Below are 24,101 nucleotides of genomic sequence, written 5' to 3' on the forward strand. Positions count from 1 at the left end.
AAGGAATTTTCAAATGACAAGCTGAAAAGGATAGCAAAAGTTTGCTTGCCCTATGAACCGATTGTGTTCGCTGATGCGACTGGCTGCGGCCGCCTTTGAAAAAATTGCTATTTATGGACAGACACTACCTAACATTAAGTTAACTGGAGGTAAGGTTAAATTTGGCCCCTCAGCCCAAAAAGTCGATTTTTCAGAAAAATTGCTAGAGCCTTTGGGTTCATATACAGGAAGGAGATTAACTTGGGCCTACTTTTGATTGCGTTAACATATGAAACGGCAAGCTCAAAGAGTCCCACGGTGTCGTATATCTGTCTAATAATAGGCACTTTTACGTATAGACATATTGGAATAAATCTGCTCTACTACTTGTTAATTTAAAAATTTCATTGCCAAACCTGTCGTAAGGCAGGGACGGAAAACCACCGGACTTCAATCAAGACCAGGAAGTTAGCCGGGTTGTGTATATACGTAGCTCGGCTTTTTTTAGGTATTGAGGAGTTGGAAAGTCAAGGTGTATTTGAACCTGGGTTTTTTATTTGTGACTGTGTCTCTCACATAATCTAGAGTTATGCTTAAAAGTGGTACTTAAGGGAGACATAAAAAAGAAATGACGTATCCTGTTGGAAACAGTCGACCAAAACTATATTCCAACAAAAAAGGATCCGTCATGAGCCAGAATAAAATTATTCTCTTTGAAAAGCCAGAAGAGAATTCCGAGGATCTGTTGACAAAGCTGCTTCGCAATGGTGCTCGCAAACTGATAAGCGAAGCTTTTGAGAGTGAATCACAGGTATTACTCGAACAGTTTAGATCATTGAAAAATGAACAAGGGTGCCAATAAGTAGTTCGTAATGGATATCTGCCGGAGCGAGAGATTCAAATCGGAATAGGTCCGGTTAAAGTCAGAGTTCCAAAGATACGTGATAAGAGCGGTCAGGGTATCAAATTCAATTCCGCTCTCTTGCCGCCGTATCTAAGAAAAACAAAAAGTGTCGAAGGGGTTCTTACCTTGGCGCTATCTCAAAGGCATTTCAACAGATGAATTTCAAGAGGCTTTGCAGGCTCTTCTTGGTTCTGGGGCCAAGAGCTTGTCAGCTGTAACAATCAGTCGTTGTGAGCGCATATGGGAGGAGGAGCGTGAGGCCTGGAGTCGAAGAAACCTGCAGAGTAAGCGGTATGCGTATATCTGGGCAGACGGTGTCTATTTTAACTTGACCACGTCACACTGCATAAAATCTGGATGGCACAGGCTAAGGAGGATACATCCATTGCCTTTAACATTGCTGTCTCCACGTATTCTGCAAAATATCCAAAGGCAATGAGTGTCAGGAGAAAGACAAAGATGAGATGTTGGCTTTTTATGATTTTCCAGCAGCGCATTGGCAACATATACAAACATCAAACCCTATTGAATCAACCTTTGCCACTGTACGTTTGAGGACAGTAAAAACAAGAGGATGCGTTGCCAGGCATACCGTTTTGTCTATGGTTTTTAAACTTGGCCAAAGTACCCAAAAAAGATGGCGCAGGCTAAGAGGCTTCAAGCTGCTGGCAGAGGTAATACGAGATGTTCAATTCAAGGATGGTGAGCGAATTGAACCTGTAAAGGAAGACTAACTCAACAGTGCTGTCATTTGAGGATATTTTTCCCAAACACCACAATTTACTATAACTCACAGGATTGACGAGGGGTGTTCCATCTAGCGTTTACTTTTTTAATGACAAGCTAAAATTGGACGATGTTTTTGAGTGACAAAAGGTTGTGAATTTTAAGGAGCTTTTGAGTGATTCAATCAAGCTCAGGCGGATCAAGTGAATTGCATGGATACCGGGTGCACCATAGGTATCTCATTCTGAAAAAAGAGGAGGAAACTAGATGAAATATACAAAAAAGTCAGTTGGCAGAGTTGGTAGAAGTATGGTTGGTTTTAACATTAATATGCTTTTGCTTTTGATTATGCTGAGTATTACTTTAAACGCCTCGCTGAGTATGGGAGCGAATGTTGATGAGAGGACCACAGACCTTCAAAAACAATTTTCAATAAAATTACCTGGTCATTGGGGGCTTGAAGATTTCAAAATTGAAGAATCGGTTGATTATGGAACTCAAGAGGAACCTATTATAAAACAACGTTTTACAGCCAGCCTGTATTTAAAAGAAAATACTTATATATTAGCAGAGGAAAAAAACAATATTAAATGGTTAGATGTGATTGCTTCCGAAGGCGAAAAGCGAATCGTCCGTGGGGTATCAACATCGGTACGTAAAAACGGAATATGGGAAATACGGCAATTAGGGCTTGAAAGTGATCCTACTACCAAGCTAGGAAAGCCTCTTAATTCATTTGTTGGAAAAGTTATTGTCAAAGGCTCAAAGAAAGAGGAGCAGTATTGGCAAGCTAAAAGTAAAAATATTCAGAATAATGCAATATTGAATGCGAAAATGCAACTCACATCAAATTTACCTGGTTATTTGAAAATAACAAATTTTTCCATCAGTGATATGGATAGATTGATTCCTAGTAGCAATTCAGCCGCCTTTTCCATTCCTGTTCGGTTTGTTGCTGTTGTTGAACTTACATCAGATACTTATAAAGATACCGGCAAGGTAGGTGAAGCCACATTGCTTATGCAAATAGCTTCTAAAGGTGAGCAAAAAAAGATTTATGGCAGTATTATAAGCGGCTTATCACAAAGCCAGAGTGATATGTCACTGAAACTTGAGAATAACGTTGCTGAAGGATTGGGTCAACCAAAGGATTTTTTTGAAGGTCTCGTAATGGTTGATGGAACATCTGAGGTCAAGAGCTATCGAAAACAATTGCATGAAGATAAGTTAAAAAAGGCAGAAAGGGAACAAGAACTTATCCTTAAAAATCAAAAGATTCAAGAGGCAAGACTAAAGTTTGAAGAAAAAATTCAAAAAATGAAACAAGAATCGGAGATAAAAAGAAGAATAGCTAGGGAAAAGGCAAAGGAAGAGGACAGAAAGCGAGAAGAATTAGCTAAAAAAGAAAAAGAAATGAGGTTAGAGAAAGAGCGCGAAAAAGTTGCGAAAGAAAAAGAGTTAGAAAAGCATAGAAAAACCAAAGAGCTTCAAGAGTTCAATGTAGTGATTGACGGAGGTAATAGAGCAGCACGTATGCAAGCGCTGAAAGATGCAATAAATGGTGAGGATACGAAAAAACAACATCTAGCAATAGCAAATATTATAGAAAAAAATATGGGACTTACTGGAACACTTTTAAGACTTCGAGGTGATAAACAAGATCGTTATACACCATTTAGTGTTGCCATTGAACAATTTGATAAATCGACAAATCAATTTAAAGGGAAACTAGGTGTTGCAGGTTTTTCAGGAAAAGTAAGTGGAGGTATTCAGGGTCTTACTATTAATATAGATGCGCCATTAATAAAAAGAAAAGGTAAAGGTGATGCATTTTTATTGCTAAATGTGACACTTGATAAAAATGGTAAAATGATAGGGGATTGCACTGCAGGTGGTCATATTTATGAGGTCAATAAGGCAGTTTTAAAAATATTATGAATGAATGCTTTTAAACTCGCAGATAGAGGTAATGTTAGTGCATAAAAAATTAATGATTGGACAATTCGCAATCTCATTTTTTTTACTCATCTCATTTTTAATAACAGAGGCTTCATCGTCTCAAGCAGAAAATAGTGACACAGTTACCACTATAAATAGCAGTTTTGAGCATGTTGAAGTGGGGTTTGGAACTGCTAACAGCACTCCAATGATGATCGAAGAAAGTGATAAGGAGGATCAATTTTACTCAACAATTGTTGATAAAATTGAGCTGCCAAGTCGAAATAGCCTCAACATGGCATTACCCTATGCAGAGCTTAGCTCAGCGATTTACGAATGCAAGAAAAATTGCAAGGACTTAAATGGAACTTATGGGAATTGGCAACTTATATTGGACTCAAATGGATGGTTGAAAAAAAAGGGAAAAAGCTCCATGGGGCTACATGCGGTTGCCTATCGAAATGTTGATAGTGGTAAAGTTGCAATTGTGTATGAAGGAACATCTAGCCTCCTAGATGTAGTGACTGATGTCAGCCAACCTTTTTTTTGGAAACCTAGACAGTTCTCTTTGGCCCAGGAATTTGCTGAAGAAATTGGACGAAGGTATTGTGACAAACTTCAAGACTGCAAAGCAGATATAACGTTGACAGGACACTCCTTAGGTGGAGGTTTAGCTCAATATGTGGCACTCAAGTTTGGTATGAAAGCATATGTATTTAATAGTGCCGGATTGTGGGGAAGCACTGTCGAAGATGTTGACACGATGTTTGCTGCAGAATCAGAAATAATTCATTTTAAAAGCCAGGGGTATAAATCAAATAGAAAATATGGTGTGGATGTCGTCCCATATACTGGCATTCAGTTTCCTCAAACTAATATTGAAATTCCAATAAAACTTGATTGGTGGTATTGGGATGCTTTGTCTGTTGAACTGATAACCCATAACATGAAAAAACTTCATGAAGCAATCATTGCGCTTAGTGAAGCATTACAAATAGATAAAGAGCAGGATACTAATTTTGTGAAAATGGTAGAGTCTAAACCGAATGCCGGTACGATCGAGATAGCTGAATTGAAAGCTAACTCCAGCACGGGTGAAATACTTGAACCGGAAATGGATGATGACCCTGCCAATAAACTATCATTCAAAACTAATCGCTTCTTCAGCGGTAATAAAATATTAGCAAAAGGCAGTTGTACAGAACCAGAACAAATTGGTCTGTTCAGTTCGTTTGGTGCGATAATTTTTTTTCCTTCTAGTATATTGTTTATTGAGGCTGATGACTCTCAAACCTCTTATCCCTTCACTTATGACAATGTGATGAGCGGTATGACTGTTACGTGCGAAAAATTGCCTCCACAACACTATGCAATGTTCGGTGAAACCATTGCTATGTTTCAGGCATTTGATAAAATCAATACAACATGCACCGTTGGTAGTGACAAGGTGTGCATTCAGTCGATGTTTGATTTTGCAGATGTAACAGGTGATGGACAGTTGACAGTTGCCGAGATAACACGCATCATTCGGGGGCTTTCTTATTTTGTTAGCAACTCACTTACAGCTTCAGAATCAGCGGGACAACCTGTTCCATACGAAAGGGTTTATACTGGAATAACTGTTATTGGTTTTGCTGGGCCTATGTTTGCCAAAAATTTAGTAGCCTCGGTTGATTTCGACGGTAATGGTGCAGCCTCATTAGACGAGTTATTACAGGATAGGGGGCCTCATTCCCTTATCGGCGGTGCTGGTGCCCTAGGGGCAACTTCTTATCAGGTCATTTTGCAGGGCATTTTTGAAGCGTTGTCTAAAAGCTTTGGTATGCTTTCGTTTTTTTTATGATATGGGCAATCTTCTATCTCAATTTAACAGAAGAGACGTACTGGAAAAATCATTGATAACTTAAAATCGTGTTCTTCCCGGTCGACTAATAAAATAATATTACCGACTCGCGAGAAGAGGGAGATGCCCGCCGTGGCCATCGCGGCTGAAGGTATTGCTTAACTAGAGCTTCCTCTGAAAAGTGATTGCCTGACCCTAAAAAATACTGAATAAAAACAATAAAAACAGTCAAGGAATCAAGCCTTCAGCACCGGATGCCCCCCGCTCTTAGGCGCTTACGATTTTTTTGACAAAGAGGAGTAGATTAGTAAGGATAATTTGGCCCTTGTAAATTTTCTACTTGAATAAGACATTTCTCTGTACGTGATACTACCTTTTTGAAATACTCATCTATGTTGCCGCCACGATATTTCCAGTGCGGTTTATTGCAGATATGGATAAATGCTGAAATTCTATAGGTAGTTTTAGCTTGAAAGGTCATACCTTCATTTAGTACCAACTCAACTAATCCAGCGTTTATTGTATTAATATTTAGTTGATTGCTCCTGCTCCACCCGTTTTTGAGGTAGTGATATACCATTTTTTCGTGAGTTTTTAATGCCCGAAAGAAATCCTGTTGTTGCGAATTGCCCTGGAGGTATTTTAGATTTGTTTGGAGATTAATAGTAGCTATCACTTCCTCATATGGATAGTGTTCTTCTTTAAAATCTTTTATGAGGGTATCGTTTAAGGTTGTAGCATTTGAAGTGATTGGTAGAAGAAATAGAAGCAATATAATTTTCCAAAATAGTTTCATCATGTTACCCATAATGTACTGACAAAGTGCAAACTTTTTAGTTTTTTTGCCAGATTAAGTTATTAACACTTACATCACAAAGCCCAGCACTTGTTGAAATATTTTAGACATGAGGGCGAATGTGCCTCTCCATGCCATCTCAGTAGATGTTGATGCAATTGCCGCGACGCCGCCTTCGAGTGATGCCGGACCTCGATCTTGTAGCAATTCATCCAAAGAAGCCTTTCCGTTGTCATCGTAATCAACCGAAGCTATTAAATTTTTCGCGAACATTGGCCCAAGAAGGCCGATAGCACTTGTCCCAAAATATATATTCTCGAAGGGTACAGGTATACCTGGGTGTTGCGTTTGCCTATTAGCGAATGAAGTACTGACAAAAAAAGCAAGCCCCCTGGCGACCCGAGAGACTTCTGCGACAGTCAATTGACCATCTCCAGTTACATCAATAAATTGAAAAATCGTATTAATACATGCCTCTTCTCCTCCGGCCATACATGTTGCAGCGATCTTGTCAGATGCCTCCAAGATTGCGATAGCCTCACCAAACATAGAATAATGTTGAGGGAGTAGTTTTTTGCAGGTGTTATTCACCATTTTGTCAAACATTGCATTGTAAGAAAACGCAGCAGGACCAGAAGTGTTGCCAGGCTCTACGAACAAAACTGCAGATGGATAAAAAACGAGAGCTCCTGTCTGATTGAAAAGACCTATTTGATCAGGATGGTTACAACTTCCTGTCGCTCTAATTTGATTGCCCTTCAAAAAATTGATTGCTTTTGTAAGTTGTGAATTTATTTGATTTGATTTTAAATTTGGTACTATTGAAAACCTATCGATATATTGACCATTGACATAGACCTCCATTGCTGTTGTAGTTGTTGGCTCTATTGAACTTTTCATTGATACCGTAAAATTTCCAGTATGTTGGTCAAGTTTAACTGTGACCCCTTCATTCCATTCTTCCGGATACTGGTCATAATCGGCCAAGATCATTGGACTAACACCATTAGTTTTGGCTATGGACCCTCTAGAGATTTTCTCTGTGATGTTTATACCGATTTTATTTTGATGTAGGAAGGTGATCATTTCCCATTGCTTTTCATTGTTGATCGGTTCTAGCATTGCCTGAATAGCAGGGTCAATGTAATCCCATTTTTGTATTTTATTGACCTTTACATTTTGTTTAAACTGAGAAGTGGTTAGCTTTTCCGGTACATTAGTCAGGGCATAGTATAGTGGCGGAACAGCTGTATCGCCAAAAGTGTACTGCAGCATTTTTTGATTTTTGGGGTTATTAATATCTGCAGAAGAAAACCATTCAACTCGGCATATAACGAGAAAAAGATCCTTCCCTGCTCCAATGTTACCTGAAATAGTTATTGGCTCGTTTAAGTCTATGGAGTTGGTACTTAGCTTGGCGTTTACGGCCCAGGAATTAGAATTGGTCAAGAAGAGGGTGGTAGTGATAATATTGAGTAGTAAAAATGAATATTTCACCTAACTGCTCCTGGCTAAAAGTTGACATAAACAATATGAGACGATGGGCCATTTGGTTAAGATCAGTAAAATGGTTCTCATTCTATATATTGCTTGAAATCTCTCAATAAATGGAAATTTTCCATCTCTAACAAGTTGACAGTAACCATATTGAGACTGTTCCTAGAATAATGATCCATCCCCCACGCTCCTGTCATTGTTCCTTTATCGTTTAGTTCTACATAAAATGAAAAAGAAATAAGGTCTTTAGACCACTTTTCACGTCCATTATTACTAGTGAAAGTGCCATCGATATACAAGACTGAACCTTGAAGGCTACCCTTAAATGTCCCGAAAAATTTACTGATTTTATCATTGCTTACTATACGGAAAAGTACCACATCTCCTGAAAATTGATATGTAGTGAGATCTAAATGAGTTATGTGCAACTTAATAGCTTTACGCGTAATTGCGGGTCGCTTTGTGGTAGCTATTGCGCCATAAATATTTTTTGATCTATTTAAGATGCTGGCGATTGCCATATTTTGTTTAACCGAATCATCACTATCCAGCATTTCTTCAATGGTATGTCTCCATTTTTTTGGATCGTGCTCGTCCAATTTGTTTTTGAACAACAGTATCTCTTGGATTTCAAGGTTAGTCTTTTCTCTCTCTTTTGCTGCTTCGGATTTTAATTTTTTAATTAACTGTGCCTGTATTTTTTCATCAAGTTTAGCATTAAAATCAATTCGAGAACTTTTAACTTTATATTTTTTTTCTTCTAACTTTTTTTGATTTTTTATGTTGTCGATCTTGTCTTTATGTCTTTTTTGTAAAATACTCTCTGCTTCTTTGGAATTATAAATTGATACTTTACCAGTATAGTTTTTACTCGGTAATCCAATATTTTTATTTATATTATTATCATATATTAATTCGATATATTGCTCATATTCATCCATCGATGTTTGAATTTTTCCATATATGTAAATTTTATCATCTTTTTTAGTAGATGGAATTAATATCGTGAAATCATCTATTTCGTTAATTGATTGAAATGTACTAATATCTACTTTTACTGTTGCAACAAATCGTTGTTCAAATATTTCCTTTTCATCATAATCGTTAATATAATATGCTGTATTTCCTATTAAATAGAAATTAGTCAACTCCAAATAACTTGGAATGTCCTGGGTTATTATTTTTCGAGCATTCTCCACAATAAGTTTTCGCTGTAAGTTGACTTGCTTTTGTTTGTATTCTCTTTCTTCCTCACTGCCGTGAATTATTACCTTTCCAGAAAAAGAACTCAATGTTTCTCCTAATTGAAGAGTAATTTCGTTGTCGAATATTAAATTAGTTTCCCAACTTTGATTACTTTTAATAAAATTAATGATACCATAAATTGTTCGTTTACAGCCTTTTGGAGTTAATAGTGTCAGGAAAGATACATCATTTATTTTTTCTTCTACTACATAGCTATCTTCTAAGGATACAACTTCTGCCTTAAATCGAAGTTTATTAATTTTCTCTTTATCTTTTTTGAAATAGTTTCCATTGAAAAGTTGAAAGGTTTTAATTTTCCATTGTTTTGGCAAGTATTGTTCAAGATTGTTTTTTCCGTATTGGTTCAAATCTAGATTTTTAGTATAACAATTTGAGTTTAAGATAAATGTCAATAAAAAAGCAGACAATAATGAAATTCTACAATCTTTCAATTGCATTAGTTTGTTTAATTGAATTTTAAAGTAAATTAATTACCAGTGACTTGTTATCGGAATACCATCCTGAAGGACCAGTAGTTATACCTACGTTGGTTGACATTGTCATATTATCCTTGTCAAGGATAGCTGTAAATGAGAACTCACTTGGTGAATTATTTTTATAATGATTGTCGTGTAGTTCTGAGCAGTAGACATAAATATTTGTACCTCTAAGCTGACCTCTAATTATACCCTTTTTTCCAATCATACAAAACTCGCCTTTAAATTTATATGTTATCAAATCGATTTGTGTAATTTTTATCTTAAATGGTCCTATAACACCATTAGACTTTTCATATGATATCACACCGTTAATTTTTCGATATTTTTCAAGAAAGCTCGCAAGAGCCAGATTTTGTTTTCGTGGATCATCATTCTTAATTGTTTTTTTGAACCAATAAAGCCATAGACTACTGTTACTATTTTTCAAATTCGTTTTCAGTTGCTCTATTTGTTTTTCTATAAAACCTTTCTTTTCTGCTTCAGTAATCATAGCTTGACGCTGTTTTTCCGTTGATTTTCGCTGTTTTTTTTCTTCAATTTTATTTGCAAATATGGTGCGAGAAAGTTCAAGCTGTATGTTTGCTTTTTCTAATTCTTTTTGCCGTTGTCGACTAATCAATATTTGCTCATGAAGATGAGTGAGGTACTTTCTAGTTTTACTCGTACCTTCTATTAGAACTGGCTTCGGATAGAAGTCTATAGGAATACCTTTGTCTTTCATCACATGCTTATCATATATAATAAAAGTAGATTGGCTTCCTTCGCTTATAATTGTTTTAATTTTTCCCTTGATAGTCCATTTATCTCCAGTCTTAGAGATTAGCTTTAATAATGTAACATGTTCTAGTTGTTCTGTAATTTTGTATGTATCTCTTGTTAGTTTTATATTAGCAGTGAAGCCTTGCTCAATAACTTGTTCTGTTCCATCATCTACCATATACTCTAGGGCATTATGGTTAAGAAAAAATGTACTCACTTCATAATATCCTGGTAAATTAAGTGTTAATTGGGCAAGGGCTTTCCTCTTACGACTATGCAACTGATTTTTCTTTATAGCTTGATAATAAATTTCTTCTTCTGTGCTCCCATGTGCAATGACCTTACCATTGAAGGAAGTTAATGGTCGTCCCATTTTTTTTGTTAAATCATTTTGCAAGCTAATTTCTGTTTGCCAAAAATCATTTCCTTTTGCTGATAAGGCAATGCCATGAATAATTATTTCCTTTCCCGCTTTAGCAACAGGGGAGACTAGAGATACCGATCCTTCCTTTCGGTCGAGTACATAAGTATCTTCCAGCAATAAAATCCTGGAGGTAAAGAGATGTCTGATTACCGGGTAATTACTGCTTCCAATATTTTCTGATTCATCAATATTGAACTTTTGAATTTGCCAATGGCCGGGAAGATATAAACGAAATTGACTTTGAATATTGAGATTATCATTTTCCACTGCTCCATAACTTTGAGGGAGGATAAATAAAAGGGAAAGGAACAAAAAAAATGCCCATAAAACTTTATGTTGGCACCTGCGAGAGTGAGTAAAGTGAATCGTACTTATGAGTTGTAATTTACTCATCACGTAAAGCTTCCGCCGGGTCCATCTTAGTTGCATGCAAAGCAGCGAAAACCGATGCAACAGCACTTAGAAGTAAAACACCGCTGGTCAGGAAAATTAATTGGCCGGTAGTCAAGGTGCAAAGCGATTCATCAGCGCTAAGATGGGAACGAAAGAGTGTGTTTATCACGCCAGAGATGATGACAAAAAAAGATATAGCAAGGATAATTCCACTTCCCGAAAGGAGTAGTCCTTGATAAAGCGGAAACCGTACAATTTCCAGTTTAAACATTCCTATTAACCTTAATATATTTAACTCCTTTTTCTTTCTTTCCACAGATGCATAAAGACTTGCTGTCAATGCAGAAACTCCGCCGATAATGCCAACTACAGCTATGAGCCAGAAAATCAAAGTCAAATACGAATCAAGCTGTCGAACTTCAATAATCCTCTCTGCGGCTGTTCTAACAGTTATTCCTTTCTCTTCCAGGCTTTGCTGAATACTTTCTACATGATCTATCGTTTCAGCATACATTCGAAATCCAGCATACCCTCGCCTTGACAGTAAAAGTTTATCGATTTTTTCATTATATTGAACAGTTCGATAATTCATGAGGTTTAGCATTCCAGCCAGAGTCGCATTCACATATGCTTTACCGTTACTTTGAATTCCATGAACTACTTTGACAGGCAGAACCGTCGAGGTGCTCTGTCCATTTATGTTCAACACTGCTTTGCCTTCAGGAATATTGATCTCTTTAGGGATAATGAGAAGGCGAGAGTGGCTGTCTAACCTAAGGTTGGGTAGCAATCCGAATTGTAAATGCGTGTCATTGCTTTGGAGATTTTCTGCATCAACTGCTAAAAGGTCAATAAGTTCTGATTTCAAGCCATCAACAGTCGTAAGTTTAGCCGAAATCGATTTGGTGTAACGGAGGACAATGGCATTTTTTCCACGGAGACGATGTCGGACAGCATCCACACTCTCGTTTTCTGCAGCACGTTTCTGAACAGAGATAAGATATGCTGACCAATTATCTCGTATTTTATACCCTGTTATGGAAAGCAATTCGCTGGGGGGTAAACTTTTAACTTTTGTGAAACCTGTATTATTAACAAGTAACGTTTCTTCAAGTTTGCTTAATAGGATGGGAGTCAACACTATCACCCCATCGTAAACAGGGTAAGCTTCGGGCATGACTCCTTGCCACCCATAACGGGGTACCGCTCTTCCATCCTTGAAATCCTCGACAGATTCTAGTGCTGAAAGCTGCACAAAAATTGAATTGACTGACGTTGCTCTTGCATCAAGTATTCCGGTAACAAGAAGAGTGAAATTTCCTTTTTCACTTTTGCCATGTAGGTTTCGTCGAACCGTTAATGTTACTTTTTCCCCTATTCGTACGTTCAATTCTGATGCCGCGTTTTGTGAGAGGACACATGAATCTTTATCAGGAATTTTAGCTCCATTTTCTACGAGAAGAGGATCACCCTCAGCGGTCGCAAGAAGTGATACCCGACTTGTATTGTTAAGACTAGATGAGGCCTCAATCGTCGAAGAAATCTGACGAGTCATGGGGACTATGAATGAAACACCTTTGCTATTTTGTATTTTTTTAAACCAATCATGGGAATAGGATTTACTTGTGAGAGGCCGAATTTCTCTGTTTTTAGGATCTTGAATTAACCGGCCACGTAGTGTCTGAATAGAACCGTATTTTAGACCAAAAAGTAGAAGCAATGGTGCTATGATGGATGAGATCGCCATCACAAGGCAGAGGCTAAGGAGCCACTCATGCATGATATCCTTTGCGGCCAGTTTTGCAATCATGAGATTTCACTACATGTTTTCATAAGGAGAGGGGTCTATTGAGACTCTGGTGACTACTTGTTAACTTGATTAGAAATTGAAGTCGACGCTACGGTATTGTCTATTGAATTACGTGTAATGTTAAATTCAATAGTTTGGTCAGAAGTAGAATCAACAAGATTTCGGTCATGGGTAACCATCATCACTGCTGATCCAAACTTTCTGCTTAGCGAACGAAGTTCTGTCATAATGTCGGCAGCTGTCTGAGAATCGACAGCTGCAGTCGGTTCATCCGCGAGGATAATGGACGGACGATGAATGAGAGCTCTTGCAATAGCAACTCGCTGGCGTTGTCCACCTGATAAAAATTGCGGTTTTTTCTTAAGTTGACCCGGTAATCCAAGCGCATTGATCAGTGTGTTATAATCTGTAGTTGTTATGCTGGACTTACTGATCTGGGCTGTGAGCAAGATATTGTCCTGAACCGATAAAAATGGTAGCAAACCACCATTTTGTAAAATATAGCCAATATGTTTTCTACGGATCTTTGCAGCATCGTTTTCAGAAAAATCGGTAATTCTACGGGGGGCCGTTTTTTTGTACATCGGCACATTGAATTCAAACCGTGAAACACTTGTCGGTGAAAGAACCAGCGCAAGAAGGTCTAACAACGTTGATTTGCCGCATCCTGAAGGGCCAACTATTGACCAAAATTCTCCAGGATGTATGGTAAGTTCCGGGATGCAGAGTGTGAACGAGACGCCTCCTTTCTCGAGCCTTTTCTCAACATCCCGAAGTTTATAAATATACGATGAAGGCATTGAATGCTTGTTTGTTTCTCAGGGAAGCAACTCAAGAGGGATTGGGTAAACAAACTCATCAGGGTCGTCATTTCGGTTTAATTGGACCCACCCTTCTGGGCTATCATGAATAGTTTCGTAAGCCATGATTCGAGCTTCTAGGTCAGCAAGAAACATATCCTGCTCATCTGCAGACCAGCTATTCCAAAGCTCATTATTGATGTCCATTATTATACTTGTATAAGGCAGGTCGACCAAAAATTCAGGCACGAGACCTGTTTTTGCTAATGACTGTGCACGGCCAATGAGGTTCGGGTCTCGCGCGGTAGTGGCAGAGGCAGCTTGGAGAGATGAGAAAAAATCATCACCACTGATTTGCCCAGTGCGTCCTGCTTTGAGAATTGTATCTAAGGTGGTCCGAAGGGCGTCTAGCTGACGCTTATTGACAAGAAAACGAACTTCAAGAGATTGAATTGCCGGGTCCATGAGATCTTTATCCGCTACCCATGCTACGATATCACGAGGTGCTTGGGCACCGACCTGTGATCCTATCCATTCAACCAGTGCAGCTTTAATTGTGTTTTTCACAAGAGATTGTGCTGTTTCTTGTCCTTTTTCACTTACGCCGTCCTGAGGTGTCTCTGAAAAAAGGTCAAGGTTTCCTATGCTGGTTGATTCTTCCTTGTCGTTATCTGCAAGGGATTTCTCTTCCATGCCATCAGCTAATTCTTGAGTTTTCGTTTCAACAGTAGCCTCACCTTTGTCAAAAGCAGAAGGTTGTGGTACCGGAATGGTGCTCAAGCTTGAGACTGATGGATCCTGCGCAGTGTCAGCATAGTCGCTTTCTGCTGCTGTCTGAACTGAGCCTGCCTTTACTTGTTTTATTTCGCCAAGCATGGAAAGGATTTGAGCCGTGATTTCTTTAGTGGTTTGTTCAAACCCAGTAATATCATCTGATGCGACATCCATATACGAAGATTGTTCTCCCATGCCTTTATTTAAGCTTAACGATTGAAACTGTTGTTCTGCTATTGCGTGGTACTGTTGAGCTTTAGGGTTTGGGTCTTTGATGTGAATTGCAAAGACAGTTATTTTCCTGTCGCTTGCAATAGTACGCAAGGTTTTTTCATTTTGACCGGATGCGTTCCACTTGTGACCTAGTTCATGAGACGGAGCGTCTCCAACCAAGATAACAAGTCGCATTGCGTTAGGAGTCCATTGGGTGTTCTCAAAAGTTGCGTGCATTCCAGAGAAAACATCTTCAGCATATCCTTTGGAACCTTCTTTTGTAACATCAACACTCTCCAATGTGGTTACAAATTGATCAATATCCTGCAGTTCGGGCGTGTAATTGTGAACATTGTATCCAATCTCAGGAATTTCCTCAGAGTCTCGATACCCCCAAATGCCAAATTTAATATTAGAAGCAATTGTATTGTCAGTTGATATTTGTTGAGATGTCTTCTTAGCTACTTTTAATGTTTGTTGAATATATGACATCATCGAATTTGTCGTGTCCATTACCCAGACAACATCGACTGTAAAATTTTCGAGAGATTTAACATTCACACTCGCAGTGTCTGCAACCGCACTCTCCAGATACTCTTCGTTGCTACGTATATCAGAGCTATCTCTTGAGCCAGCCTTTCCTTTAGTGACGGCTGCAAGTTGCACAAGACGCCCCTCTCTATTATCAAAATCAACTTGTTTAAAGGATAGAATAGGGAGTAAATAAAATTCTTTGGTGATGTCGATAGCCATTTTTGGTTCTACGGATTTGACAGGAAAGTCGGAGGTAATAGTTTTATTGTCAATTGCCTCGTACAATTTAGTAATCTCTAGCAAGCGATTTTCATTAGCCATATCCAGATATTTTTCAAGCCCATCCTTTTTTTCAAACATTAAAACAGGCTTGCGCCCTTCAGGGTGGGTATATGATAGACACATTGTCTGCTTCCACTCGAAAACGTCATCAGCCTTCATCCAACCCAAAACAGTACCTCTATTGTCGGCACCAACTTCATACCAGCCGCTTTCTTCAAGATCGCCTTTCAGTTGTTTGTCGTAGACATAAAATGCTTGGAATGCTGAAACATTTTCTTCAACAGTAGTGCTTTGATCGGAAGGATCTTTATAAATATTTGAAAACGCACGTGAAAGAACTCTGAGGGGTAAAACATCCTTCCCCTCAATTTTCAAAGGTACACGTTTGTCGGTTTCTTTAGATTCTGCCAAAATATTTCCAGGTAATAGATATACCGGTAACAGCGCTGCTAATAAGATAATTGCTTGCATGTAAAACTTCATTGACGGACCTCACTTTTTAAATTGTTAGAGTCTGGCATAACTATTCTCAGAAGTTGGTTTAAGCGAAAAATATTACGAAAATCCGAATTTACTAGATCGTCAGGAAGAGTAAAATGAGGAGTAAGGCCTTTCCCATGGTAGCCTTGTTCTCCGGGAGGAATAATTTCCGAATAGGTTAACAGTAAGGCTGAACCATCGTGTAGTTCAAAAAACCGTTGTGCTCTTCCTTTCCCAAATGTTGTCTTTCCGGCTGAAGTTGCTCTTTCATTTTGGACAAGTGCTGCGATAAAGACCTCGGCGGCACTTGCGGTTTCCTTGTCCTGGATAATTATTATCGGGTTATCCGCAATCGGTAGACTTGTGGAATTTATATTCTGCACGCCATTCCGAGTGCGCAGTTGATAAATACGCGATCCAGGCATCAAAAACAGATCGGCAGATTGATTCGCTGCAGGTAAACTCCCGCCAGTGTTATGACGTAGGTCAAAGATGATTGTTTGTGATTTATTTACGCGCAGCATCGATTTTCGGAGTAACATAGGCGTATCTCTAGTAAATCGAATAATTTTCACGTAATACGCTTTGGATGTGTTTATTTCAGTTAATGGGTTATTTTCTGTAGGTTTTCTCTGAACTGAAACAATTCTTGGGATGTTGTCACCTGTCTTAACCGTAAGTTGCACCCATGTTTTATTTTCGCCTCTGATCTCTGTGCCAATAACAAACAGTGACTTTCCATACACAGGAAAGCCGTTAACAGCGATAAGTTCATCTCCTGATTTGATGCCACTATTTTTTAAGCTGTTTTCAGTTAAAGGATAGAGAAAAAATCGACCATCTATTTTCTCTCTCAGTTCCAGAGAAATTCCTGAGTATTTGTAGGTGGTGGATTTTTTATAAGCGGTGTATTCCTTAGCTGTGAGATAGTCCCCATACTCATCTATACTCTGCACATAAGCACGGGTTGCTTCTTGGACCGTCCTGTTCGGACTACTGGGTAATAATGCTTCTGATCTTATTTTTAATATAGCCTCTTGAAAAAGAGCCATATCATCTTGAGACGATACGGCTGGAGTGGTACATATGGCGAGGAGCCAGATAGTTTGAAATAATCCTAGTATTCTACTGGTATTTAGTGAGGCTCGTATCATTTCAGCGTTATGGATTGCAGGGGCATCCGTAAATCGAGTTCTTGTAAATATTTATCAAGTAAACGTGATAAAGGTCCTGGGTATCCATTTTAGAGTGATGCATCACAGAATCATTAACGCTTCTACCTCTTTTTCAAGCTCGTTCATTCGTTTTGTGAGTCTTTCTATTTCAAGTTGTTTTTCCTCTTCGTTATCAATAGCATCAGCAAGCTTATGCGATGCTTTCACTTCATTAATTTCTTTTATGATTTTGTCTCGTTCAAGTTTTTTCGCAATAATTTCAGTTTTAGTAGACGTAATTTTTTTATCGAGTTTTTCAATACTTGTAGAGAGAGCAGAAAGTTGTGCTTCTAAATATTCTTTTTGTTGAATTTGTATTTTTTTAGATGATTCCAATTCTATTTTTTTATTCTGTTCAGAGCGAGTTGTCCCTTCAATTTGCGTAAGTTGATTTTGTCGATCTTGTAAACGTTTTTCGTATGCTTCTGGATTATAGCTAAATAATCCTCCTTCCCTAGGGTCTGTTGTTTTTCCCGAACACCCCATAAGGCTTGCAGCAGTCATAATGCAAACGCCATAAAATAATTTTCTCATATACGTTCCCCCTCCTAAACAGCCATGCTTGCAGACATTGAAGCAAGCTCATCGGTATGTGATTCAAGTTTCTTGATATTGGCTTTAAGAGTCTTGATTTCGGTGTCTAGATCTTTAGCATAGTCGTTCTGACCATTTTTTTTTGCATCGGCAGCAACAGTTGTTTGGGCTGCAAGCTCCTCTTTAGCAAAAGTAAGTGCTTTTTGAGCTGATTTAAGCTGGTTATCGATATCTTTTTTGGTATCTAACATTTTTTCTTTTCGTTTTTGTTTGTCCGAATAAGTTTTTTTGATGTTACTTATATTTTTCTTTGCATAATTAATTTCTTCCTTGAGAGCCTTATTGCATATAATTATGTCACTATTTGCCTTTTGGGCCACTTTTAAACAGGCGTCTAGCCAATCTTCTTCTTTAGCATATTTCTCTTTTTGTTTAGCAACATGATCACCGTAAATGTAACCGCCTACTAAACCTGTAAGTGCACCAACGCCAGCCCCAATTAATGTACCGGCACCATCACTGCCAATAATTAGCCCTACCAACCCTCCAATAGCTGCACCGCTTCCCGCTCCGACTGCTGCACCTTCAGCTCGTGTCCTGTCACCATCATTTTTAATTCCTGCACAGCCACTCAATTGAAAAATGAGAAGTGAAAAAATCGTGATACGTAACAATTTTTGAGACATTTGGCTCTCCTTGCTTTACAGCATTCAAGGTCGTTTTCTTAATGAATTTCAGAGTACTTAAGGTTGCATTTTATATTTTAGAATTTTCCGGCCAATCAATAAGTTCCTTCTTCCACGTTTCAAGTTCCGTTCGCTTTGTCTTAATATATTGTTCAGCATGAAGACGAACATGCTTTAGCTGGTCCACTTGTTCTTGAGCATTATGCTTTGTCAAAAAAACAACATATCGAGAAAAACCATCCTCAATTGAAGCGTTGCTTGATGTACCAAGTTGTCTAATTGAATCTGTATAAGCGGTCATGGCTTGTTTGATATTAAGGGAAATTTCCTTTTCTCTTTGTTTAAGCTTTTTCAACACCTCACCGCGGCCTAATTTTTCGGCAGACATTTGCACTTTCTTTAACACAGGAATTTTACGAGATTCTTTGTAGATAAAATAGGCCTGTTCACCGGCTATTTTTATCCATGCGTATGCAGAATCTTTTTCTGCCTGTTGGATAGTAAACTGTATATCTTGAAGTGAAACTGCAAGTAGGCTGATTTCCTGGTCAAGGCTATTAGATAACGTGCCTGATTGCTCTAATTCTTGTTTTATGCGATCAAGGTGTAATGTAGCATCTGATTTAAAAATTCGTGTTTGATTGCTGGTGGCACTAGTTGATGCTGCTGCAGGAAATGATTGAGCAATACCCTGGCGATACGATATCCAGTCATTTTTTAGCTGTTTACTAATTTGACGATTTGGAAAGACAAGTGAAGAAATAAGGAGACGAAATCCAAGAGTAGCTTTTTTACTCTTATGGACTTTTTTGTTCTTGGTGTCGAATGTGTAAAATTCTTGTTCTGTTCTAAGGGAAGAGCGTAACTGTTTAGCATTTGTAAGATAATGGCCGCCTTTTGCAACAAAACCACCATTCCTTCCTTGATAATATTCTATTTGGTAAAGAGACCTGGTCATCTCCATTACATTGCCTAGGATATCATGGATGCCGAGTGCGTTTGGCTTGAGAATACCAATTTTTTTAAGCTTATTATGCGATGACTTTGGTCCGGCAAACCATTCATGTTTTGTGATTTCATCAGGCGGGAAGGGTACCTTTCTATCAAATTCGGCAGAAGTGACTTTGCTTCCTCCACGGGCTGCAAATTCCCATTCAGTTTCAGTAGGTAGACGGATATAGCCGGGCACTCCTCCATACTTTGGGATAACTTTTAAAGCATTGTTGTAAAGCCAATTGTTGTATAGCTGAATAAATTCCTGTACCTCAAACCAGCTAATATTATTAGCAGGAAAGATACTTCCTTTTTTTTCAGGATTATTTTTCAAAATCACCTGCAATTGATCTTCAGTGACCTCGTATTTGCCAATATAATAACACCAGTCTTTTGCATCTGTATTTTCAACTTGAAAAGCACCTCCTATGGCCATCCCTGTGGGGGATTCTTTGTATCCTCCAGATGCATCGCCAAGTCGTATTCGTTTCCATGCATATGATTCACTACCTTCTCCTATACAAACAGGACGAAATGTCATAGTTCTGCCATTAGGCATCGGTAGTATAAAATCGTCAGGCAATGGTTGAGGATTATCATTTTTTTTCTGATCGCATCTAACATCTGTACTGAAAAAGAAAGCAACCAAAATAAATGGAATGAGTATAGAACGGTTCACTATTTTTAAAAAAATATTATTTGCAATTGATGATAGTTATATCGTTTTTGTTTCACTAATTTATTCTTGTTAAAAACAGAGCAATCTGCAATTATTTTTTTCAAAAGAATTACAATGAAAACAACAATAGAGCAAGATCCACAACGTGGTACGTAGTTACGTTTCTGTATAAATAGTATCAGTGTTGCAGGCTCCTCAAAGAGATAGTCAAAAAAAAATATTTCATTTAAAAATGGATGAAAGACAATTTATGACAGGTTGACGCTGCTGGAGTTCTTTTAGCTTCCCCTTTTATAAATGATGAGGAATGAAAAAGAGGATCATATTATTTAGAAAGTCAAAAGTAAATTCAGGAAGAAAACAAGCTCTGGTAATAATGCGTATAATTTTGAAAAATTATGATGAATAGAAAGTATCTGGTAACTGAACTCCTTCTCTTATTATTGATGTTTGCATCATGCAAAAATGTTCTCTTTGCAAGAGAAATTGGTCGTAAAGATGTTACGAAGTTTGTTCAAACAACATATGAAATATCTAGAGCTTCAGATGAAATGCTAAGCAAGGCCTTAAGTCGATATTCAGACCAATATAAGGCGAGCTTTTTTGATTTATTCAAGGTCATTATGTTGATAAACGACTTGGCTAATTATCTTGTTGATGAAAAATATGTGTGTGCTGTGGAGGCTGGTTTAGAGCTTGATCTAGGTAAAGTTTATAAAAATAATTCTTTCGCTACGTTTCCGAGTGCATTTAAAATAGCTAGTTTGGCAGCCGTACCAGCTAAATGGTCTATTAATAAGTTCGATAAAACAGCAGTTAATTTGGCATGGGAGCAACAAGCGAAACTTTATATTCGCGCAAGGCTTCGGGGATACTCACATGAATTTATCATGAAAGGAGAAGGGAACGACGAAATTATTTTTGATAATTTTGGCTGGTTGTTCATCGTTGGTAATGTAACAACAAATAAAGCAAAAATAGTTCCGGGTAGTAATTCACCTCAGGCTGTCTATGGTTCCGCGCAAGATGTCTATAGTGCTTTATTGTCCGTGGAAGAATATTTAGATGATTGTGAAAATATTGGCCAAAATTTTCACAATATTCTTAAGGATCTGCCTGGAAAATCAAAAAAAGTCAGTGTTGAAGGACTAGTACATTCGTTCGACCCCATTTACGCTACGGGTAGCGATGACGCTGACAACTTTTACGTTAAATTTCGCATCAGAAATAAAGGGAAAGATAGTGTTCAAATTAAAAAAATGATGGTGGTTTTAAACAATGCCGAAAATGAGTCATCTGACTGTTGGAGATTTAGTGATTCTATAAAGTTAGATACAGGAGAAGTTTATTCTTCTGGTATGCATGCGTGTAAAATTAAAAAGGAAGGGTGCTACACCGTTAGAGTGTTGTATGAGGTGAATGGTGATTCGGTTGAATCGTATTCAAAAACTTTTGAGGTCCTGCCTTTAGTTGACAATGAGGTTAACTACATAAGACTGAAAAAGAAACAGGTTACTGCTGCCCGAAAAGCGGCTGCCGTGGCACGAGCTGAACAAGCAAGAAAAGAGGCTGATCTTGCCGCTAAAGATGCTAGAAGAGCTTTGGCGGATATGTATCGTCGCCAAGGCGCACTGGAAAACCAAAAAACACCCCGTGCTGCAAGCGGTTCCGGAACCACAGCCAGACGTCAAGTGCAGTCAATTGTTGCCCAGCAATATTATGCTGCTCTCTATTCGCATATACAAGGATATTGGGTGCTGCCTGAGATGCGTAAGTGGGATCGTAACCTTGAGGCGACAGTTGTCTTGGTTATTAATCAGAATGGGCAAGTGTTGAAAACAACTGTTGAAAAAAAATCACAAGATCCTTTTTTTAATCAGGTTGTGGTAAAAACACTGCATAGTGCCGCTCCAATGCCAACTTTTCCTAAGCTCATGAAGGAAAGGACCATTGAGGTGGGGCTGCGCTTTCGACCAGGCAAACTAGAAATGTAAGATGTAGTAGCTCAGACTTGACCTGACAAGGTGTTGAGACGTTTCAATTTAGCTGGCCAGCTAAATTAGGGCATGTCTCTCCCCGTAAATACAAGAACAAGCTCAAATCAAAGCAGGCTCTTCGCTGGTTAAGAGATGTGCAAATAAGGTCAACTCCGGTCACGTAGCAAGGATTCATCATTGCTGAAAAGTTGAATAATGAGCTCGGTTCAGAGATACAGGAAGTATACGTAACAAACCCTGTTTATAGGAAATATGACCCCAGAGAAGACCACTACCACTCCGTGCTATTGTGCCAATATTATTAAATTTGAGATTCTTTATGATAAGATAATCTTGCCAAAAATGAGCAACTGATACTTGGAGATTATGCTGTGGCGGGTAATTCAGAAAATTATTTCTTGCCAAAATTTTGCCAAAATCTGGGTTAACAGTCGATAATTCAGGGTAAAGCAAAGTAAACTAAAAACACAAGCAACAGGAAGGTGGTGTTATTTAACAGTTTGAAATTACGTGATTTTATATCACTTTTTTTACTTTCATTTACCAAGTTTTACTTTGACTAAAATGGCTCTGAACTGCCTACGAATCCGTAGGTCGGGAGTTCGAATCTTCCCTGGCGCGCCAGTAATCCCAAGGGGTTAAGTCATTTTGGCTTAACCCCTTGTTTTTTGTGTGTGAGAAAAAGTGTGAGACTTTTTTCTCGCAGCCTCGTAGTCGCGCACTGCCTGCTTCTCGGATTCTGAAAAACTATGCAGATAAATTTCTGTCGTTCTTCGATTTTCGTGTCCTAAAATTTTCTGTATTGCTCCGATAGGTACGTTGACACTGTCCATAAGTGATGCTCCGGCATGCCGAAGGGCGTGATACCTGAAATAAGGCACCCCTGCCCTCTCACAAAGATTCCGCATCAGGTATTTTCTATCTTTGTACGGCCCTTCAACCCAATCATTTGTCTTGGTACTGAAGTACCTGTGCCAAAATACCCACGGGTGGTCGCCTGAACGCTGTTTGTAACGGCCTAACAGCACCTCATGCACCTTATCTGTCATCCAGATGCGTCTCGGGGTTAAATGCCCCCCTTTTTTCTTGCGTGTGTAAAGCGTAATGTACCTATCGTCAAAATCAATATCATCCCATACCAGCCGGTTAATCTCACTAATACGTCCCATTTATAGCTGAGGGTCTACTTTTTGTTTATGTGGGACAGTGTTAGTTTGGTTAATTTTATAGAAAAATCTTCTCACAACAAATGCCTGCCAATCGGGTAGCCGGGGGATTCTCTCCCCCAGCCCCCACACCACCTAGCATGCGGGTCCGCACTAGGCGGTTCCCATGAGCTACCGAGCCGTAGCCGGGTAATGGACATTTACCCATAGATCTTTGATAGAAAGCAAACCTTGATCCTTGAGCCATTGATTGGTCATGCCCGAATGGGTCGCCAAGGTACGGGATAATCTCCACGGGCCTTTCCGGCTCAAACCGACCGAAATAGCCGTATGTTGGAAGGTACCGAGCTTGGTTAGCTCGCGAACCTTGGTGCGGCAGTAGCGCCACTGCTTCCAGTAGCACATCCGCATCCTCCGGCGTAGCCAGTGGTCAAGTTCGGGTATTGGCCGATACAGCTCCGATATCCCGAAATATCCCATCCAGCCGCGCAGATACTCTGCCAACTTGAACAGTCGATAGTCCATGGAGACGCCCCAGCTCCTGCCGGTCAGCTCCTTGATGCGCTGTTTGAAACGCACAAGAACCTTGTTCGACCAGCGGATCTTGGCACCTGTAAAGGAAAAACCGAGGAAGGTGATCTCATTGGTGTGAGCCACCTTGCTCTTCTCTTGGTTGACTTTGAGCTTGAGTCTCTTTTCCAGAAACCGACTGACACTGGCCATCACCCGCTCGCCTGCCCGACGACTCTTCACCAAGATGACGAGTCGAGTAGCCCGAGGGAACTTCCCCCTCAGGCTCTCACAGAAACGGACATGAGCGTCTCCGCTCATCCGGCTCCTATCATCCAGCCGCTGCATAGAGTAATCTCCAATGAGCAAACAGGTCAGGTTGCTTTCGCGCAATACGATCCAACCAATGCCCTGCCCTTCGGCGA

The 24,101-nt window shown here is 39.0% G+C and carries 16 protein-coding genes, 1 pseudogene and 1 riboswitch; of the genes and pseudogenes, 4 read left to right on the top strand and 13 right to left on the bottom strand.

The window, feature by feature from the left end:
- Positions 1 to 378 precede the first annotated feature (378 nt).
- Positions 379 to 464: riboswitch (cyclic di-GMP riboswitch) on the top strand.
- Positions 465 to 667: 203 nt separating this feature from the next.
- From JWH17_RS20950 to JWH17_RS20960, 3 genes and pseudogenes are all read left to right on the top strand, one after another.
- Positions 668 to 1,617: pseudogene (locus JWH17_RS20950) on the top strand (transposase).
- A gap of 259 nt (positions 1,618 to 1,876) precedes the next feature.
- The gene (locus JWH17_RS20955; protein WP_205224650.1) at positions 1,877 to 3,547 is read left to right on the top strand and encodes a hypothetical protein; all 1,671 of its coding nucleotides are present in this window, start codon (positions 1,877 to 1,879) and stop codon (positions 3,545 to 3,547) included.
- Between the two features lie 37 nt (positions 3,548 to 3,584).
- Entirely contained in the window at positions 3,585 to 5,390 is a 1,806-nt protein-coding gene (locus tag JWH17_RS20960) for a Tle-like phospholipase domain-containing protein (RefSeq protein ID WP_205224651.1), read from the top strand.
- 304 nt (positions 5,391 to 5,694) lie between these two features.
- Here the strand turns inward: JWH17_RS20960 and JWH17_RS20965 are convergent, their stop codons facing one another.
- The 11 genes from JWH17_RS20965 to JWH17_RS21015 form a co-directional block, all read right to left on the bottom strand.
- Positions 5,695 to 6,189 (bottom strand): hypothetical protein, encoded by a 495-nt coding sequence (locus tag JWH17_RS20965; protein WP_205224652.1) that lies wholly within the window; start codon positions 6,187 to 6,189, stop codon positions 5,695 to 5,697.
- A 66-nt stretch (positions 6,190 to 6,255) separates the two neighbouring features.
- The gene (locus JWH17_RS20970; RefSeq protein ID WP_205224653.1) at positions 6,256 to 7,683 is read right to left on the bottom strand and encodes a hypothetical protein; all 1,428 of its coding nucleotides are present in this window, start codon (positions 7,681 to 7,683) and stop codon (positions 6,256 to 6,258) included.
- Positions 7,684 to 7,760: 77 nt separating this feature from the next.
- Positions 7,761 to 9,386, bottom strand: a complete 1,626-nt coding sequence (locus tag JWH17_RS20975) for a hypothetical protein (protein WP_205224654.1) — start codon at positions 9,384 to 9,386, stop codon at positions 7,761 to 7,763.
- A gap of 19 nt (positions 9,387 to 9,405) precedes the next feature.
- The gene (locus tag JWH17_RS20980) at positions 9,406 to 11,004 is read right to left on the bottom strand and encodes a hypothetical protein (protein ID WP_205224655.1); all 1,599 of its coding nucleotides are present in this window, start codon (positions 11,002 to 11,004) and stop codon (positions 9,406 to 9,408) included.
- Positions 10,997 to 12,814 carry an ABC transporter permease gene (locus JWH17_RS20985; protein ID WP_205224656.1) on the bottom strand — a complete coding sequence of 606 codons (1,818 nt, stop codon included), beginning with the start codon at positions 12,812 to 12,814 and terminating at the stop codon, positions 10,997 to 10,999. The genes JWH17_RS20980 and JWH17_RS20985 overlap by 8 nt, the downstream gene beginning before the upstream one ends.
- A gap of 53 nt (positions 12,815 to 12,867) precedes the next feature.
- Positions 12,868 to 13,614: an ABC transporter ATP-binding protein gene (locus tag JWH17_RS20990; RefSeq protein WP_205224657.1), complete on the bottom strand. Its 747-nt coding sequence runs from the start codon at positions 13,612 to 13,614 to the stop codon at positions 12,868 to 12,870.
- Positions 13,615 to 13,632: 18 nt separating this feature from the next.
- The gene (locus JWH17_RS20995; protein WP_205224658.1) at positions 13,633 to 15,888 is read right to left on the bottom strand and encodes a vWA domain-containing protein; all 2,256 of its coding nucleotides are present in this window, start codon (positions 15,886 to 15,888) and stop codon (positions 13,633 to 13,635) included.
- Between the two features lie 8 nt (positions 15,889 to 15,896).
- A complete protein-coding gene (locus tag JWH17_RS21000; protein ID WP_205224659.1) occupies positions 15,897 to 16,949 on the bottom strand; it encodes a S41 family peptidase in 1,053 nt (350 codons plus the stop codon).
- A gap of 204 nt (positions 16,950 to 17,153) precedes the next feature.
- Positions 17,154 to 17,645 carry a hypothetical protein gene (locus JWH17_RS21005; RefSeq protein WP_205224660.1) on the bottom strand — a complete coding sequence of 164 codons (492 nt, stop codon included), beginning with the start codon at positions 17,643 to 17,645 and terminating at the stop codon, positions 17,154 to 17,156.
- 14 nt (positions 17,646 to 17,659) lie between these two features.
- Entirely contained in the window at positions 17,660 to 18,331 is a 672-nt protein-coding gene (locus JWH17_RS21010; protein WP_205224661.1) for a YMGG-like glycine zipper-containing protein, read from the bottom strand.
- Between the two features lie 70 nt (positions 18,332 to 18,401).
- Positions 18,402 to 20,003, bottom strand: coding sequence for a formylglycine-generating enzyme family protein (locus tag JWH17_RS21015; RefSeq protein WP_205224662.1), 1,602 nt, complete (start codon positions 20,001 to 20,003; stop codon positions 18,402 to 18,404).
- Positions 20,004 to 20,401: 398 nt separating this feature from the next.
- On the opposite strand from JWH17_RS21015, the gene JWH17_RS21020 reads away from it, so the two are divergent.
- The gene (locus JWH17_RS21020; RefSeq protein ID WP_205224663.1) at positions 20,402 to 21,997 is read left to right on the top strand and encodes an energy transducer TonB; all 1,596 of its coding nucleotides are present in this window, start codon (positions 20,402 to 20,404) and stop codon (positions 21,995 to 21,997) included.
- A gap of 656 nt (positions 21,998 to 22,653) precedes the next feature.
- Here the strand turns inward: JWH17_RS21020 and JWH17_RS21025 are convergent.
- Positions 22,654 to 23,169, bottom strand: a complete 516-nt coding sequence (locus tag JWH17_RS21025) for a tyrosine-type recombinase/integrase (protein ID WP_205224664.1) — start codon at positions 23,167 to 23,169, stop codon at positions 22,654 to 22,656.
- 168 nt (positions 23,170 to 23,337) lie between these two features.
- Positions 23,338 to 24,101 (bottom strand): group II intron maturase-specific domain-containing protein (locus JWH17_RS21030; RefSeq protein WP_332468463.1); only part of this gene is annotated, 764 nt, incomplete at its 5' end.

Source organism: Desulfogranum marinum (assembly GCF_016918565.1).
Classification (GTDB): domain Bacteria; phylum Desulfobacterota; class Desulfobulbia; order Desulfobulbales; family Desulfobulbaceae; genus Desulfogranum; species Desulfogranum marinum.